Origin of the sequence: Agromyces sp. CCNWLW203, assembly GCF_036576125.1 — a bacterium.
GTDB lineage: Bacteria > Actinomycetota > Actinomycetes > Actinomycetales > Microbacteriaceae > Agromyces.
Window position 1 is genome coordinate 227,065 of the sequence record NZ_JAZHYX010000007.1, and the last position, 17,000, is coordinate 244,064.

The following is a 17,000-nucleotide window of genomic DNA, read 5'->3' on the forward strand; positions in this document are numbered from 1 at the left end:
TCACTGAGTCACAGGATCATTCGTGCGACACGCCGCGCCAGCTCGGCGTGTCGCACGATCCGTCCTGCGACTCGGTGCGCAAGGTGCCGCCGGTAGGCTGATCTCATGAAGATCGCGCGTTTCAGCCACGACGACACCATCGCATTCGGCATCGTCGACGAAGAGGAGCACGAACTCGTCGTGCTGAAGGCCGACCCGATGTTCGCGGGCTACGAGCCCACCGGTGAGCGGGTCAAGCTCACCGACGCGAAGCTGCTCGCGCCCGTGATCCCTCGCTCGAAGATCGTCGCTGTCGGCAAGAACTATCACGATCACGCGGCCGAGATGGGCGGGGAGGCGCCGGCTGAGCCGCTGCTCTTCCTGAAGCCGAACACCTCGGTGATCGGCCCCGACGACTCGATCGTGCTGCCGAAGCAGAGCGAACGGGTCGAGCACGAGGGCGAGCTCGCCGTCGTGATCGGGCGCATCGCGAAGAACGTCGCCGAAGACGACGCAGAGGAGTACATCTTCGGCTACACGATCGCGAATGACGTCACGGCCCGCGACCTGCAGCAGCGCGACGGGCAGTGGGCCCGTGCCAAGGGCTTCGACTCCTTCTGCCCGCTCGGTCCGGTGATCGAGACGCACGTCGACTTCGACGGGGCGACGATCGAGACGAGTGTCAACGGCGACCGCCGGCAGGAGGGACGCCTTTCCGACCTCGTGCATTCGGTGCCCGCGATCATCGCCTATGCCTCGAGCGTGTTCACCCTGCTCCCCGGCGACGTGATCCTGACCGGGACGCCGGCGGGGGTCGGGCCGATCGTCGACGGCGACACCGTCGAGGTGACGATCTCGGGCCTCGGCACGCTCTCGAATCACGTGCGCTCCGCCTGAGCCGGGTCAGGCGGGTCAGCCCGCCGAGCGGAGGTGCGTGAGCACCAGCCCCACCGGCACGCCGACGAGCACGACGATGAGGGCGAGCGCCGTGACGGCGCGTGAGACGCGCCCCGGCATGACCGCTGCCGGAACGGATCGCGGGCTCGAGCGCGACGCGAAGGTCGTGCGCAGTGCGACGACGAGCGGCACCGCGATGAGCAGGCCGCCGGCATCGGCGATGACCGGCACCCGTGCCAGCGCGCCGCCGATGACGAGCAGGTTGCCGGCGTTCCAGGCGGCGATCGTCACCCATCCTCCGCGGCCGAAAGCCCACGGGGCGTGTTCGAGCACTCGGGCGAGCAGGCACTGGGTGACGCCGCCGACGAGCACGAGGTAGGCCGCGAGCCAGCTGCCGCGTTCCAGTTGCAGCGGCCCCGTGATCGCCGCGACGAGTCCGCCGACGACGATGAGCGCGATGCCGAGGGCGTTGCCGACGGCGGCCGGCCCGACACGCGGACGGGCTCCGGCGAGGGCGGTCACCGCGCCTGCACCGGTGGCGCCACGGTGTCGGATGCTGCGGCCCCGCCCTGTGCCCGTGAAGAGCCGAGCACGGTGAGCAGCACCTGCGACGGACCGATCGCCTCGAGTGCGTGCCGCACGCCGGCGTCGAGTTGCACCATGCCGCCGACGGCGAGGTCGATGCGTTCGTCGCCGATGATGACGACCGAGCGGCCGGTGACGCCGCGGATGAGAATGGGCGCCCGGGCGGTGTGGTCGCGCATCACGGCACCGCGGCCGAGGCTGATGAGCACGAGCGAGAGACCGTCGAGTGCGAAGACCCGGCGGCTCCGCACCTCACCGTCTTCCATCGGCACCGTCTCCCTCAGGTGCGCCTCGGCGGTGATGATCCGATAGCCCGAGTCCATGTCCCGATCCCTTCGACGGTTGTTCGAATCACCGTTTGTGCCGACCGTCGAAATTTAACGTAGCAGATTGCGGTTTAATCGGAACGGCGGGTAGCGTGGGCCCCATGGCCGATCCCAGTCGCGAACCCCGCGAAGCCCGCGAGCTCCGCGAGCTCCGCGACATCCGCGACCGCGCCGACGTGGCGCAGCTCGTCGAGTCGTTCTACCGCCGCGCCTTCGCCGACCCGCTGATCGGCCCGATCTTCACCGATGTCGCCCACATGGACCTCGAACATCATCTGCCGATCATGTGCGACTTCTGGGAGACGGTGCTCTTCCGTGCCGGCAGCTACCGGCGCAACGCGTTCGCCATGCACGTGGCGCTCGATGCGAAGACCCGGCTCGGGGCGGCGGAGTTCGACCGGTGGCTCGAACTGTGGGTCGCGAACGTCGACGCGCAGTTCGCCGGCGCGTCCGCGGAGCGCGCGAAGATCCAGGCGCGCCGCATCGCCGGATCGATCGCGCGGCGCCTCTCGGGGCGTTCGGGCAGCGCGCTCGAGACCGTCTCCACCCGAGCGCGGCTCGAAGCGGAGGGGGCGATCGATGCGATCGGAGCAGGCTGAGCCGCGGGCGCTCGCGTCACCGGCCCGGCGCCGCGTGCTCGATGCGCTGGGTCGGGCCGGCACGCCGGTCGACGCCGCCGAGCTCGCCGAGTCGATCGGCGTGCACGTCACGACGGCCCGGTTCCACCTCGACCGGCTCGTCGAGGCCGGTGTCGTCGCCGCCACGGCCGAGCGCCGTGCGCATCGAGGTCGGCCCCGCTTGCGTTACGCGCTCGTCGACGACGTTGCCGCGCACGAACGGGACGACCGCTCTCGCGACCGCCTGATCGAAGTGCTCGCCGCCGCCGTCGACGGGCAGGGGAGCGAGGTGCGGGCCGTGCTCGCTCGCGAGGCCGGCCGGAGCTGGGCCGAGAGCCTGTCGACGACCGATGAGCCCCCATCGGCACCGACGGCACGGCTCATCCAGGTTCTCGACGAACTCGGCTTCGCCCCGCAACCCGTCACCGAGGGGATCTCGTTGCACGCGTGCCCGTTCCGCGACGCCGCGCGCCGCCACCGCGAGGTCGTCTGCGGCGTGCACGAGGGGCTCATTCGAGAGGTGCTCGCGGGTGAGGCATCCGGCTCGGCGGTCGAGGCGAGGCTGCTGCCGTTCGTCGCACCCGACCGGTGCCTCGTCGCGTTCGGATCAGCGCGCTGAGCCGGCGCCCTCCTGCGTTCAGCGCCCGAGAGCGGATGCCGCGAGCTCGACGTCCTCGTCGTCGTTCCACACGTGGAACGCCACCCGCGCCCGTCCGGCGCGCCCCGATGCGGTGATGCCTGCAGCGCCGAGCGCCGCGAGTGCCGTGCCATCTGCGTCGGGCCAGGCGATGATCGCACTGTTCGAGGGAGCCAGCCCGAGTCGCTCGCGAAACGCGTTCGCGAGCCCGACGTCGTGCAGCTGCACCTGGCGCATGTCGAGCGAGGCGGCGAGCTCGAGGGCGGCCTCGGCGCCGGCCCAGGCCTGCCACGCGGGCGAGACGTCGAATCGCTGCGCGCCGGCGGCGAGGTGCAGTTCGGGTCCGTAGCACGACGCCCACGGGTCGGCGCCCGAGTACCATCCCGCCGCGTGCGGCGTCAGCTCGTCGACGGCGCGCGATGAGAAGGCCGCGAAGGCGGCACCGCGCGGCGCGGAGAGCCACTTGTACGCGTGGCAGATCATGATGTCGGCGTCGAGCGAATCGGTCGGCATCCAGCCGGTGGCCTGGGTCGTGTCGACGAGCACGAGGGCGCCGGCGCTGCGGGCGGCGGTGGCGACGGATGCCGCGTCGGCGACCTCGCCCGTCGCGGATTGCACGAGCGAGTAGGAGACGAGCCAGGTCGAGGCGGTCACGGCGTCGGCCAATGCCGCGAGCGGCACATGCCGCACGCGCAGGTCGCCTCGGGCGAGGAACGGGCCGATCACCGACGAGAAGTCGCCGTCGACGCACACGATCTCGGCGCCTGCCGGTGCCGACGCGGCAACGAACCCGGCGAAGACGGACACCTGAGAGCCGGTCGCGATCTCGCCCGGCGTGCGGCCGAGCAATGTCGCGGCATGGCCCCGGGCCCGCTCGTGGATCCGTCCGTACTCGGCGCCGCATGCGGCGCCGGTCGACCACGACTCGAGGTCGCGTCGCACCGCGTCGCGCGTGACGTCGGCGGGCAGGCCCATCGTGCAGGCGGCGAGATAGCCGCGTCCTGCGGCGTACCGATCGCGAGTGGGGTGCATGGAATCCAGTCTCAGTGAGTCGGATTCATTCGACAAGGCCCGGTGAATGATCACACATATGCCTTGCAGTTATGATTAACGAATGTCGGATGCCTCGATCGACGCCCTCGCCGCAGCCCTCGATCTGCAGACGGTGCGGGTCGTGCACCAGATCGCCGAGCACGGCACGCTCACGGCGGCCGCCGAGTGGCTCGGCTACAGCCAGCCCGCAGTCAGCCAGCAATTGCGGCGGTTCGAGGATCGCACCGGCATCGCACTCGTGGAACGCGTGGGTCGCGGCATCCGGCTCACGGAATCCGGGCGCGTGCTCGCGCGGCATGCGCAGGACGTCGCGACGGCGCTCGAGGCCGCCGCCGGTGAGCTCGCCGAGCTCCGCGGGCTCCGGGCCGGCCGTGTACGCCTCGTGGCGTTCCCGTCGGCCTCGGCGACGCTCGTGCCGCGGCTCATCGCGACGCTCGCGGCAGCGCACCCCGGCATCGACGTGACCTACGTCGAGGCCGAACCACCCGAGGCCGTGCGGGCGGTGCGGGCCGACCAGGCCGATCTCGCGATCACCTTCAGCTACCCGGGCGACCGCGACGACCCGCACCAGGCGAGCGCGCGCGGGCTCGACGTGCGCGCCTACGGCGACGAGCCGATGCAGCTCGTGCTGCCCGCGGGGCATGCGGCTGCGGCATCCGATTTCGTGGATCTCGGCATGCTGCGCGACGAGCCGTGGATCGCCGGATGCCCCCGTTGCCGCGGGCACCTGCTCGAGCTCGCCGGGGCGGCCGGCTTCATCCCGCGCATCGCCTTCGAGACCGACAACTTCGTCGCCGTCGAGGGGATGGTCGCGCAGGGGCTCGGGGTGGCACTGCTGCCGGCACTCGCACTTGCAGCCTCACCGCGGAACGCGGACGTCGTGGCCAGGCCCACCGGGCGCGCCGACGTGCGCTCGCTCCACTTGGTGACCGCGCGCGGCGCCGAACGGGTGCCCGCGGTCGGAGCGGCCATCGCCGCGCTGGAATCGCTCGCCGCTCGATAGCATGGTGGGGTATGTCTGAGACAGCTCACCCCACGACCACGGCCACCGGCAGCGACATCCGTGTGCGCTTCTGCCCATCGCCGACCGGAACGCCGCACGTCGGCCTCGTGCGCACCGCCCTCTTCAACTGGGCCTACGCACGCCACACCGGCGGCACCTTCGTCTTCCGCATCGAAGACACCGATGCGGCGCGCGACAGCGAGGAGAGCTACGGGCAGATCCTCGACGCGCTCACCTGGCTCGGCCTCACGTGGGACGAGGGCATCGACGTCGGCGGCCCGCATGGCCCCTACCGGCAGTCGCAGCGCGGTGAGATCTACCTCGAGATCATCGAGCGGCTTAAGGCCTCGGGTCACCTCTACGAGTCGTACTCGACGGCTGAGGAGATCGACGCCCGCAACGAGGCGAACGGCCGGGCCAAGCAGCTCGGGTACGACAACTTCGACCGCGACCTCACCGAGGAGCAGCGGGCGGCGTTCCGCGCCGAGGGCCGCCAGCCCGCGCTGCGCCTGCGCGTGCCCGAGGTCGACCTCGGCTTCGACGACCTCGTGCGCGGCCGCATCGACTTCCCGGTCGGCTCGACCATCGACTTCGTCGTCGTGCGCCCGAACGGCGCGCCGCTCTACACCTTCGTGAACCCCGTCGACGATGCGCTCATGGGCATCACCGACGTGCTTCGCGGCGAAGACCTGCTCTCGTCGACGCCGCGTCAGATCGCGCTGTACCACGCGCTCATCGACATCGGCGTGACCTCGTTCGTGCCGCGCTTCGGTCACCTGCCCTACGTCATGGGTGAGGGCAACAAAAAGCTCTCCAAGCGCGACCCCGAGTCGAACCTGTTCCACCACCGCGACCGCGGGTTCATCCCCGAAGGGCTCATCAACTACCTCGCGCTCCTCGGCTGGGGTTTCTCGGCCGACCGCGACGTGTTCTCGCGCGACGAGCTCATCGCCGCGTTCGACGTCGCGAACGTCAACCCGAACCCGGCCCGCTTCGATCTGAAGAAGGCCGAGGCGATCAACGGGGACCACATCCGCCAGCTCGACGTCGCCGATTTCGCTGCGCGCACGGTGCCCTACCTGCAAGCCTCCGGCGCCGTCTCGAGCCCGATCACGCCCGGTGAGGAGGCCGTGCTCGCCGAGGGCGCCCCCCTCATCCAGGAGCGCATCGCCCTGCTCGGCGAGGCTCCCGGCATGCTCGGGTTCCTGTTCACGGATGCCGCGGGCCTCGACTTCGACGAAGCCGCCGTCGGTGCCCTCACCGGCGACGCCCCAGCGGTGCTCGCCGCGGCACGTGAGGCTCTCGACCGGCTTCCGGCGGAGGAGTGGGCGCACGAGCAGATCGAGGAGGCGCTGCGTGCGGCACTCGTCGACGGCCTCGCCCTGAAGCCGCGGGTCGCCTTCGGTGCGGTGCGCACGGCTGTCTCGGGCCGGCGCATCTCGCCGCCGCTCTTCGAATCGATGCAGATCCTCGGCAAGATCGATTCGATCGAGCGCATCGACCGTCTGATGGCGCTGCTCGCCTGACGAGCGGGGCGTCCGCCGGCTGAGTGCTGCTCAGTTTGGCGGGCGTCGCCCCGTAGGCTAGAGTTACATGTCGGCACGGGGCTTCGGTTTCGGCCATTGGGGTATGGTGTAATTGGCAACACGGCGGTTTCTGGTACCGTTGTTCTTGGTTCGAGTCCAGGTACCCCAGCCAGATATTTCGTGAAGAAGGCCCGGTCATCCGGGCCTTTTCTGTTTGCTGGCGTGGTTCGTTCCGGCCGAACGGCATGTGGGCTGGACATCGAGGGTGTGCTGCGATTCCATTGAGTTGTCGGCATACTTCTCGAGTCTCCTACCGGCTCGTGCACGATCGTGAGACGCCGACGGGGATTGGGTGAGCCATGGGTTCTGGGAACTTGCGGAATCGTGACTTCAGCGAGACGCGAACGCCGCTCGGCGTCATCGGCGGCTTCATCGGTCTCATCGCTGCGAGCGTCGGCGTCGCCATGCTCATCGTCGCCGGGGTGACGCCGGCCCTCGCGACCGTCGGCATCGCGGCATCCGGAAGCATCGGGATGTTCGAGAACCTCCCGGGCTATCTCGAGATCGACGAGCTCTCGGAGAAGAGCAACATCTACGCGACCGGCAGCGACGGATCCAACGTGCTGCTGGCCTCGTTCTACGACCAGAACCGTGTCGAGGTCGGCTGGGACGCCATCAACCAGTACGCGAAGGATGCCGCGATCGCCGGCGAGGACCCGAGGTTCTACGATCACGGCGGTGTCGACCTGCAGGGCACGATCCGAGCGGCGGTGAAGACCGCGACCGGCGGCCGCACCCAGGGCGGATCCTCGATCGCGCAGCAGTACGTCAAGAACGTGCGGGTGCAGGAGTGCGAGGCCGAGGCCCACGTCACCGCCGTCGCGGATCTGACGGAGGACGAACGCGCCGCGCTCACCTACGACGATCGGCGGGCCCTCGTCGATGCTGCGAAGAACGACTGCTACGAGGCGGCAACGGAGTCCGACGGGAGTGCCGGCATCGAGCGCAAGCTCAAGGAGATGCGGCTCGCCATCGGAGTCGAGAAGCGATACTCGAAGAGCGAGATCCTGCTCGGGTACCTGAACATCGCCGGCTTCGGCGGCACGGTCTACGGCATCGAGGCCGCCGCGAACTACTACTTCTCGACGACCGCCGCGAACCTCACCCTCGCCCAGGCGGCGTCGCTCCTCGCGATCGTGAACAACCCGGTCGAGTTCCAGCTCGACAAGCCCGAGAGCGAGACGAACGGCGCGGCGAACGGCTACGCGAGGAACAAGGACCGCCGCGACTACATCCTCTTCCACATGCTCGAAGAGAAGAAGATCACGCGCGAGGAGTACGACGTGGCGATCGCCACGCCCGTCGAGCCGGCCATCCAGGAGCCGAGCACCGGCTGCCAGACGGCGAACGAGTCGGCGTACTTCTGCGACTACGTGAAGCACATCCTGCAGACGGACCCGGCGTTCGGCGAGGACGCCGAGACGCGCATGCGCAACTTCAAGCGCGGCGGCTACGACGTCTACACGACGCTCGACCTCGACCTGCAGAGTGCCGCGGTCACGGCGATCGCCCAGAACGTGCCGCAGGTCTACCCCGGCTGGGACGTCGGCGGCGTCATCTCGAGCGTGCAGGTGGGCACCGGGCGTGTGCTCGCCATGGCGCAGAACAAGATCTACAGCCAAGACCCGAACGTGCTGGCGCTCGGGCCCGAGTACGAGAGCGTCAACTACAACACCGACTACACGCAGGGCGGATCGAGTGGGTTCCAGCCCGGGTCGACCTACAAGGTGTTCACCCTCGCGCAGTGGCTCAACGAAGGCCACACGCTGAACGAGCGGGTCGACTCCAAGCCGAAGTCCAACTGGGGAACCTTCCAGGACAGCTGCAACGGGCCGGTCAACACGAACGCAGAGGGATTCGCCCCCAAGAACGACGCCAACGAGGCCGGCGGCAACTACTCGGCGCTCGAATCGACGCTCGGCTCGATCAACACCGGCTTCATCGGCATGGCGAAGAGGCTCGACCTGTGCGGCATCCGAAAGACCGCAGAAGCATTCGGGATGCACCGGGCCGACGGTGATCCCCTCCTGCAGTCTCCCGCCACGGTGCTCGGCACGAACGAGGTCGCACCGCTCAGCCTCGCCGTCGCGTTCGCCGGCATCGCGAACAACGGTGTGACGTGCACGCCGGTCGCGATCGACAAGATCGTCGACCGCGACGGCAACGAGGTACCGGTGCCGAAGTCGACGTGCGCCCCCGCGGTCACGCCTGAGGTGGCCGCGGCGATGCACTACGCGATGCAGGGGGTGATGACGGGCGGCACGGCGACGGAGTCGAACCGCAACGTGGACCCGCACGTGCCGCTGATCGGCAAGACCGGTACGACCGACGGCAACAAGGACACCTGGATGGCCGGCGCCAGTTCGAAGGTGGCGACCGTTGCGGGTGTCGTGAGCCTCTACGGGGACGCGAACCAGCGTGCCATCGGCGGCTTCGGCAACGGCACCGCCGCGACCGCACGCCACCGCATGTGGCCGATGGTCATGTCGGTCGCCGCTGCGAAGTACGGCGGCGACCCGTTCTCGATCATCGGTCCGGGCCAGGCGGTCGCGCCACGGGTCGGGCCAGTGCCCGGCACCGAGTCGCCGGAGCCGTCGGCGCAGGTGCAGGGCCTCGACGGCGAGGAGTCCGGTGACGGCTGGCCCGACGCCGGAGAGGACGTCGAGGGCCCCGATGACAACGGACGCAGGGGTGGCCCCGGCCGTGGAGACGACCGAGGCCACTGACCGGCAGTTGCCGCTTGAGCCGCTCAGGCGGTGACGGACTCCCGACGGGCGAACCGCACGCGGTGGATGATCCACGCGGCGATCGCCGCCGCGCCGATTCCGAGAGCGACGAGGAGCCACGGCACCATGGTCGCGGGGGAGACCCCGGCTGCTCCGGTGGCGAGCGTCTCGCTGCCCTCCGCGACGAGCGCGTTGCCCTCGCTGAGCTCGGCGGTGCCGTCGGCGAGATCGGATGCTCCGCTCGCGAGCGTCTCGGATCCGTTGGCGAGGGCTCCGGTGCCATCCGCGAGGTCGGATGCGCCGCGCTCGAGCGTGTTCGTGCCGGTGGCCAGGTTCGTGGCGCCTGTGCCGAGTTCGCTGGCACCTGCCGACAGGTTGTTCGCGCCCTCTAGAAGGCGTTCGGCCCCCGACGACAGGCTCGTGGCACCGGCTGCGACCTTCTGTGTGCCCGCCACGAGGCCGTCGACGCCGAGATCGAGGTCATTGGTGCCCGCAGCGAGCCGGTTGCTGCCGGCGACAAGATCACCGGTCTTCGCGAACAGCTCGGCAGTGCCGCCCGCGAGCAGGCTGCTGCCGGCCGCGAGCACGAGCGACCGGTCGGCGAGGGTCTTCACACCGACGGAGAGCGGTGCGATCTTCGCACCAAGGGTCGACGTGCCGGCCACGAGGTCGTCTGTGCCGACCGAGAGCTTGGTCGCGCCGGTGGCGAGGTCGGTGACGCCACCGCGCAGGTCGGTCGCGCCGGTCTTGAGTTCGGTGGCGCCTGTGGCGACACCGCTCGCGCCCGCCGCAACGGTGGACGCACCCGCCGAGGCCTCAGCGGCACCGGCCTGCAGGGCATCGAGCGTGCCGAGCACTTCGGCGGGCGCGCCTGCAGTCGCGAGTTGCGTCCGGAGTGCGGCGATGCCGTTGGCGAGCTTCGTGTTCGCGTCGGCGACCCTGTTGGCCCCGGCGGAGAGGTCGCCCGCGCCGGTAGCAAGTCCCGCCGCGCCGACTTGCAACTTGTCGACCCCCACGGCAACCTCGCCGATGCCCGCCTCGACGGCGTCGGTGCCCGCCTGCACTGCAAGTGCACCTGCATTGAGCTTGCCCATGCCCTCTTCCGCCGCGACCACGCCGTCGCGAACACCAGCAACGCCGCCGGCGATGCCGCGCGCGCCCTCGCTGAGGAGGGAGGACTTGCCCGCGATCTCTCCGTTCGCTGCGGCGACGAGCGACACGCCGCTGCGCACATCGTTCGCGCCGGCGGCGGCACGCGTGATGCCGTCCGACAGCGTCACAGAGCCGGCCGCTGCCTTGTCGGCGCCCGCCGAGAGTTCAGCGGCTCCGGTCGCACTCGTCGCAGCGCCGTCGGCGAGAGTCACGGCACCGGTCGCGGCCTTCTCCGCGCCGACGCGGAGCCGTTCAGCACCCGCGGCTGCGGCGCCCGCCCCTGCCGATACTTTCGTCGCGCCGGCCGCTGCATCGGCCGCGCCGCTACTCAGCTGCTCGGCGCCCACCGAGAGTTCGCCGGCTCCGTCGGCCGCCTGCTGCGAGCCTTCGCTGACCTCGGAGGCGCCCGCCGAGAGCTCGGCGGAGCCGCCCGCGATCTTGTTCGTCGTGAGCAGGAAGAGGGTCGTCATCGTCGCGAGCGCGAGCGCGAGCACGATGACGGCGATCTTGAGGCCGACGCCGTGCTGGTGCTCGGACGCGGGTTCGGTTCTCGTCATTGAGAGACTCCAGGTGTGCGGGCGCGCGCGAATGCGCGCCGAGATGGGGGTGCAGGATTCGCGACCGGTGCCGTGGTCGCCGCCGTCGCTCGGCGAGGGTGGGCCGAGCGTGTGAGGCGCGGGGCGCCGGCATCCGACGGCGCCGACGTTGGCGCTGCCGGGGAGCGGAGCGACCCCGAAGTGACATGAACGTATCAGCGGCTGAGGTTTCGTCAACGTGTGCCCGTGAAGTTGTGTGCGAATCGCCAACGGATGCGCACCGAACGCGGTGCGGCGTTGTCGGAGTGCGACAGGGGCCCACCGAGATCTCGTGCGAAACCTCCGACTTGTACGCTGGTTGCGGCCCCCGCCGGTGGGCGCCGCACGAAGGAGCACCATGACCGTCGCCGCCGACACCCTGCAGGCCGTCGAGACCGTCTTCGCCGAGCGCATCGCAGCGGGAACGGCTCCGGGAGGGAGCTGGGCGGTCTTCGACCGCAACGGCATCGTCGCGAGCGGCGGCGTCGGCGTCGCCGCCGTGCACCACGCGACACCGGCGCCGGCACCCGGCCCCGACACGCTGTTCCGCATCGCGAGCTGCACGAAGAGCTTCACCGCGGCGGCCGTGCTGCTGCTGCGCGATCGCGGACTGCTCGACCTCGACGCCGCGGCAGTCTCGTTCGTGCCCGAGTTCGATCCCGAGATCCCTGGCGGCCTCGACGTCGATCCGACCGTGCGCATGCTCCTGACCATGTCGGGCGGCCTGCCCACCGACGATCCGTGGGCAGATCGCGAGGAGTCGATGACGCGCGAGGAGTTCAGTGCCACGCTGGCCGAGGGCATCCGCTGCGCCACGGTTCCGGGCACGGCCTTCGAATACTCCAACCTCGGCTACGCGGTGCTCGGCCAGATCGTCGAGCGGGTCTCTGGCATGGCATTCCCCGACTTCGTGGTGCGCGAGCTCGTCGAGCCGCTCGGGCTCGATGTGCGATTCGAGCGACCCGCCGACGCCGCAGTACCACTCGCAACGGGCTATCGCCGGGCCGAGGGCGACGGATGGCTCGAGCTCCCGTTCACCGGCCCCGGGGTCTTCTCGGCGATCGGCGGGCTCTTCGCCTCGGCGTCGAGCCTCGCGGCGTGGGGGAGCTGGCTGGCTGAGGCGTCGACGGGCGCCGAGCGAGGCCCGCTCAGTGCGGCCAGCCGCCGCGAGATGCAGCAGCTCATGCGCGTCGCTCCGAAGCGGCACACGCCGCCGGCGGTGCCGGGTGCGACGAGCGCGCCGGCACCGGTCGTCTTCGGCTACGGTTTCGGCCTCTTCGTCGAGTTCCATGACCGGTTCGGCGCGATCGTCTCGCATTCGGGCGGGTATCCGGGCTTCAGCGCGCACATGCGGTGGCACGCGGCATCCGGCCTCGGCGTCGTGGCCTTCGAGAACGCGACGTATGCTCGCGTGTCGCAGGGGGCGGAGGCGGCGCTGGCGTTGGTGCTCGACGCGGCCGATCGGCAGGGCGCGGTCACGCCGCCGCCGACCCCATGGCCCGAGACCCTCGAAGCGTCCGTCGCCCTCAGCGCGCTCGTGAACGAGTGGTCGGATGCCGCGGCATCCGCCGTGCTCGCATCGAACGTGGGCCTCGACGTGCCGTACAACGAACGCCGGGCCGCGATCGAGGCAGCCTGGGCCGAGGTCGGCGGGCGCACGGCCGCGAGCGGCACGCCGGTCGATGCTGAGTGCGATTCGCCCGACCACCTCGTCTGGTTCCTGCCGGGGGCCACGGGCCGGCTTCGCGTCGAGATGCGGATGACGCCGCTCGCGGCGACTCGCGCACAGACGTTCATCGTCAAGGTGGACGGCCCCGAGGCATCCGGCGCCTGAGGGCCGCGTCGCGGTGCACCTTCAGAAATCGAGGGTGTCGCCCGGCTCGAGCGGCAGGTATTCGCCGCCGCCCTGCTCGGTCGCCCAGGCGAGGCGAGCGTTCGACAGCGCCTTGCCGGCGCGCGAGAGCACCATCTCGTGCGTCGGGAACGCCCGTCGGGGCGCCACCTCGACGACGTAGTCCATGGCCTCGCTGATCTTCATCCAAGGCGCTCCGGCGGGCGCGGCGAGCACCTCGACGGGCACGCCCGGCACCGTGAACGAGTCGCCGCCGTAGTAGAGCGCGTCGTTCACGAGCACGCCGAGGTTGTCGATCACCGGGATCGAGGGGTGGATCACCGCGTGCACCCCGCCGAAGAACCGCAGGCGGAACGGGCCGATCTCGACGGCGTCGCCCGCCTCGACCGTCTCGACCGGGAAGTCGGCGGCAGCTGCGGCGACGCCGGCGGGCCCGAAGAAGCGCACCTCGGGGTTCGCCTCGCCGATGCGATGCAGCTGCTCGGGGGTCCAGTGATCGTCGTGCCGGTGCGTGATCACGACGGCCACGGCACCCGGCGACTCGGTGATGGGCGTCGTGAACTTGCCGGGATCGACGTAGAGCTTGTCGCCGGAGTCCTCGATGACGAGCGCGGCGTGTTCGAGTTTCGTGAGGCGCATGCTTCGAGCCAACACCTCCGCCTCGTCGGTGCGCAAGGCCGCGGCCTGCCAGAATCGCCCCATGCCCAGTGCCCCTCGCCGCCTTCTCGTCGCGATCAACCCCGCCGCCTCGTTCGGCCGCACTCGCGCCGTCGGCCCGGCGGTCGCTCAGCGCCTCATGAGCGAGGGGTACGAGGTGTCCGTGCTGCGCGAGGCCAATTTCGAGCTGCTGCGGCGTGAGGTCGAGTCGGCGTTCTCACTCGGCACCGACGGCCTCGTCGTCGTCGGCGGCGACGGCATGGTCTCGCTCGGCGTCAACCTGCTCGCCGGCACGGGCGTGCCGCTCGGTATCGTCGCCGCCGGCACGGGCAACGACCTCGCGCGCGGCCTCGGGTTGCCCGTCGACGACCCCGACGCCGCAACGGACGCGCTCGTCGACGCGCTCCGGCGACCGCCCCGCGTGATCGACGCTGGGCTCATCCGGCACGGCGAACTGCGCACCTGGTTCGCGTCGGTCGTCTCGGCGGGGTTCGACGCCGTCGTGAACGAACGCGCGAACGGGATGACCCGACCCAAAGGACCCAGCCGATACACGCTCGCGATGGTGCGCGAACTCGTCACCTTCCGCCCGCGCAGCTATACGATCACGATCGACGGCGTGCGCCGCGAGCAGCGGGCGATGCTCGTCTCGGTGGCCAACAACTCGTCGATCGGCGGCGGCATGCGCATCGTGCCGCACGCCGACCTCGCCGACGGGCTGCTCGATGTCTTCATCGTGCACCCCCTCTCGCGGGCGCGACTCGTCGGCGTCTTCCCGAAGGTGTTCGCGGGGCGGCACACCGACCATCCCGCGGTCGAGTTCCTCACCGGGCGCAACGTGCGCATCGAGGCCGACGACATCGTCGCCTACGCCGACGGCGAGCGCATCGGCCAGTTGCCGGTCGACGTCGAGATCGTGCCGGGAGCGCTCTCGGTGTTCCGCTGAGCGGGCCTCGGCGCGCGAAGTCAGGCGAACGGATGCCGCGGCGGCCTCGATTTTGCGGCGGCCCCGTTGCTGTGTCATACTCTTCAAGTTGTCGATTCGGCCCCATCGTTTAGCGGCCTAGGACACCGCCCTCTCACGGCGGCAGCGCGGGTTCAAATCCCGCTGGGGTCACGTATGTGACATGCGACAACACAGGTGGAATAGCCCTCGCATTCGCGAGGGCTTTTCTGCGTTTCGGGCGGTGTCGTCGCGCGCCGGTCGCGACAGCTCGAAGACGAGACGCGTCGGGGCGCGGCATCCGCTCGATGCCGTGCCCCGACCTCGTCTCAGTGGCGCGAGCCGGACTCGACCGGTTCGGAGGCCGGGTTCGCCGTACCGAGCCCGGGCTGGGCATCGGGGTAGGCGACGGGAACGCCGTCGTGCACCTCGTGCGGGGCGACCTTGTGGTACGACATGCGGTCGATCAGGGCGAGGGCGAGGGCCGACAGGATGAACACCGAGTGGATGACGACCTGCCACATGACGCCCTCGGAGCTGTAGCTCTGGCCGGTCTCGGTGCCCTTTGCCAGGCCGTTCGTCATGTCGCCGACCTCGATGAAGGTCTTCAGCAGGTGGATCGACGAGATGCCGATGATCGCCATCGCGAGCTTGACCTTCAGCACGTTGGCGTTCACGTGGCTCAGCCACTCGGGCTGGTCGGGGTGGCCGTCGACGTTGATGCGCGAGACGAAGGTCTCGTAGCCGCCGATGATCACCATGATGAGCAGGTTCGCGATCATCACGACGTCGATCAGACCGAGCACGGCGAGCATGATGTCCGCCTCGTCGATCTTCTCGGGGTGTGCGATGACGCCCTCGGCGAGGTGCCAGAGCTCGATCATGAAGACGACGACGTAGATCGCCTGGGCGAGGATGAGCCCGAGGTAGAGGGGCGCCTGCAACCAGCGGCTCGCGAAGATCGCGTAGCCGACGAGGGCGGAGCCCGGGGTCGTGCGGTACTGGCGGGCGGGCGGGATCGAGCTCACTGGCACTCCTTCTCGTGGGGACCCTGATTCTATTGGCGCGCGTCGAACGCGAAGCTGTGCGTGAAGCGCGTGGGTACTGCCCGGTCTCGGCTAGACTCGCCAGAGCGAAGGGGAGTATCCCGCGGGGCCAGGCCTCGACCCACGATCGTCAGTACGAGCGCCGTAGCCGCCGCTCCGGGCGTGGGACCTGCGAATCGGCAGGGGGAGAGACTTTCGGATTCCGTCGTCCCCGCAAACTCCGAAAGGCACCACGTTGCTCGAACTCCCCATCTGGTTCGAAATCGGATCCCTCGTCGTCCTGACGCTGATCCTCGTCGCCGACCTGCTGCTCGTCCTGAAGCGGCCGCACGTGCCGTCGATGAAGGAGTCGACCCTCTGGGTCGTCTTCTACGTCGCGCTCGCGCTCGTCTTCGCGGGCCTCATGTACGCGTTCGCCGGCGGCGAGTACGCCGGCCAGTTCCTCGCGGGCTGGCTGACGGAGTACAGCCTGTCGATCGACAACCTCTTCGTGTTCGTCATCATCATGGCGAAGTTCGCGGTGCCGAGGAAGCTGCAGCAGGAGGTGCTCATGGTGGGCATCATCATCGCGCTCGTGCTTCGCGGCATCTTCATCCTGCTCGGCGCCTCGCTCATCGAGAACTTCTCGTGGATCTTCTACATCTTCGGCGCGTGGCTCGTGTGGACCGCGATCCAGCAGGTGCGCGGCCACGACGACGACGACGAGAAAGACACGTTCATCGTGCGGATCCTTCGCCGCCGGGTCTCGATCACCGACGAGTACGACGGCGTCAAGCTCCGCACGGTCATCGACGGCAAGCGCTTCTTCACGCCGATGCTCATCGTCTTCATCGCGATCGGCACGACCGACCTGCTCTTCGCCCTCGACTCGATCCCGGCGATCTTCGGCATCACGCAGAGTCCGTTCATCGTCTTCACCGCGAACGTGTTCGCGCTCATGGGCCTGCGCCAGCTCTACTTCCTGCTCGGCGGCCTCCTCGAGCGCCTCGAGTACCTCAAGTACGGCATCGCGTTCATCCTCGCGTTCATCGGCGTCAAGCTCGTCTTCCACGCCATGCACGTGAACGAACTGCCGTTCATCAACGGGGGCGAGCACATCGAGTGGGCGCCCGAGATCTCCACGTGGATGTCGCTCGGAGTGATCCTCGCGGCGATGGCGGTCGCGACCGTGGCGAGCCTCCTGAAGGCCCGGCACGACGCGAAGTCGCGCGGGCACAAGCTCATGGACGAGGTGCCGCACTTCACAGAGGACTCGCACACCGACGGTCGCTGAGTCGGCCGTGTCGTGTCCACAGGGGTCATCAGCACCCCCTGAGAGTTGCTAGCGTGGAGGCTCGGCGCCGGACGCACCGTCGCGGCAGCCACC

15 protein-coding genes and 2 tRNA genes are annotated in these 17,000 nt (G+C 69.7%); 11 read left to right on the forward strand and 6 right to left on the reverse strand.

From position 1 onward, the window contains the following. Positions 1-105 precede the first annotated feature (105 nt). A complete protein-coding gene (locus VPH61_RS16510) occupies positions 106-876 on the forward strand; it encodes a fumarylacetoacetate hydrolase family protein (protein WP_332064600.1) in 771 nt (256 codons plus the stop codon). Between the two features lie 15 nt (positions 877-891). Here the strand turns inward: VPH61_RS16510 and VPH61_RS16515 are convergent, their stop codons facing one another. Further along, positions 892-1,398 (reverse strand): hypothetical protein, encoded by a 507-nt coding sequence (locus VPH61_RS16515; RefSeq protein WP_332064601.1) that lies wholly within the window; start codon positions 1,396-1,398, stop codon positions 892-894. After that, positions 1,395-1,784, reverse strand: coding sequence for a hypothetical protein (locus tag VPH61_RS16520; RefSeq protein WP_332064602.1), 390 nt, complete (start codon positions 1,782-1,784; stop codon positions 1,395-1,397). The genes VPH61_RS16515 and VPH61_RS16520 overlap by 4 nt, the downstream gene beginning before the upstream one ends. Positions 1,785-1,888: 104 nt before the next feature. On the opposite strand from VPH61_RS16520, the gene VPH61_RS16525 reads away from it, so the two are divergent. Both VPH61_RS16525 and VPH61_RS16530 read left to right on the forward strand, forming a co-directional pair. Next, complete coding sequence (locus VPH61_RS16525) at positions 1,889-2,386, forward strand: group III truncated hemoglobin (RefSeq protein ID WP_332064603.1); 498 nt, start codon at positions 1,889-1,891, stop codon at positions 2,384-2,386. Beyond that, complete coding sequence (locus VPH61_RS16530; RefSeq protein WP_332064604.1) at positions 2,367-3,023, forward strand: helix-turn-helix transcriptional regulator; 657 nt, start codon at positions 2,367-2,369, stop codon at positions 3,021-3,023. The genes VPH61_RS16525 and VPH61_RS16530 overlap by 20 nt, the downstream gene beginning before the upstream one ends. An 18-nt stretch (positions 3,024-3,041) precedes the next feature. Here the strand turns inward: VPH61_RS16530 and VPH61_RS16535 are convergent, their stop codons facing one another. Beyond that, positions 3,042-4,073 (reverse strand): aminotransferase class V-fold PLP-dependent enzyme, encoded by a 1,032-nt coding sequence (locus VPH61_RS16535; RefSeq protein WP_332064605.1) that lies wholly within the window; start codon positions 4,071-4,073, stop codon positions 3,042-3,044. 82 nt (positions 4,074-4,155) lie between these two features. Here VPH61_RS16535 and VPH61_RS16540 point away from each other — a divergent pair, with 82 nt between their 5' ends. From VPH61_RS16540 to VPH61_RS16555, 4 genes are all read left to right on the forward strand, one after another. After that, positions 4,156-5,097, forward strand: coding sequence for a LysR family transcriptional regulator (locus VPH61_RS16540; RefSeq protein WP_332064606.1), 942 nt, complete (start codon positions 4,156-4,158; stop codon positions 5,095-5,097). Between the two features lie 11 nt (positions 5,098-5,108). Next, the gene (gene gltX, locus VPH61_RS16545; protein WP_332064607.1) at positions 5,109-6,623 is read left to right on the forward strand and encodes a glutamate--tRNA ligase; all 1,515 of its coding nucleotides are present in this window, start codon (positions 5,109-5,111) and stop codon (positions 6,621-6,623) included. A 97-nt stretch (positions 6,624-6,720) separates the two neighbouring features. Beyond that, positions 6,721-6,795 (forward strand) — tRNA-Gln (locus VPH61_RS16550). A 187-nt stretch (positions 6,796-6,982) separates the two neighbouring features. Then, a complete protein-coding gene (locus VPH61_RS16555; protein WP_332064608.1) occupies positions 6,983-9,409 on the forward strand; it encodes a transglycosylase domain-containing protein in 2,427 nt (808 codons plus the stop codon). A 23-nt stretch (positions 9,410-9,432) separates the two neighbouring features. Here VPH61_RS16555 and VPH61_RS16560 read toward each other — a convergent pair whose 3' ends face one another. After that, entirely contained in the window at positions 9,433-11,118 is a 1,686-nt protein-coding gene (locus VPH61_RS16560) for a hypothetical protein (protein WP_332064609.1), read from the reverse strand. A gap of 376 nt (positions 11,119-11,494) precedes the next feature. Between VPH61_RS16560 and VPH61_RS16565 the strand changes: the two genes are divergently transcribed. Further along, positions 11,495-12,970: a serine hydrolase domain-containing protein gene (locus VPH61_RS16565; protein ID WP_332064610.1), complete on the forward strand. Its 1,476-nt coding sequence runs from the start codon at positions 11,495-11,497 to the stop codon at positions 12,968-12,970. Between the two features lie 21 nt (positions 12,971-12,991). Here the strand turns inward: VPH61_RS16565 and VPH61_RS16570 are convergent, their stop codons facing one another. After that, positions 12,992-13,627: an MBL fold metallo-hydrolase gene (locus VPH61_RS16570; RefSeq protein ID WP_332064611.1), complete on the reverse strand. Its 636-nt coding sequence runs from the start codon at positions 13,625-13,627 to the stop codon at positions 12,992-12,994. 61 nt (positions 13,628-13,688) lie between these two features. Here VPH61_RS16570 and VPH61_RS16575 point away from each other — a divergent pair, with 61 nt between their 5' ends. After that, entirely contained in the window at positions 13,689-14,591 is a 903-nt protein-coding gene (locus VPH61_RS16575) for a diacylglycerol/lipid kinase family protein (protein WP_332064612.1), read from the forward strand. Between the two features lie 98 nt (positions 14,592-14,689). After that, positions 14,690-14,762, forward strand: a tRNA-Glu gene (locus tag VPH61_RS16580). 155 nt (positions 14,763-14,917) lie between these two features. Here VPH61_RS16580 and VPH61_RS16585 read toward each other — a convergent pair. Beyond that, positions 14,918-15,616, reverse strand: a complete 699-nt coding sequence (locus VPH61_RS16585) for a TIGR00645 family protein (protein WP_332064613.1) — start codon at positions 15,614-15,616, stop codon at positions 14,918-14,920. Positions 15,617-15,869: 253 nt separating this feature from the next. Here VPH61_RS16585 and VPH61_RS16590 point away from each other — a divergent pair, with 253 nt between their 5' ends. Then, the gene (locus VPH61_RS16590) at positions 15,870-16,907 is read left to right on the forward strand and encodes a TerC family protein (RefSeq protein ID WP_332064614.1); all 1,038 of its coding nucleotides are present in this window, start codon (positions 15,870-15,872) and stop codon (positions 16,905-16,907) included. Positions 16,908-17,000 lie beyond the last annotated feature (93 nt).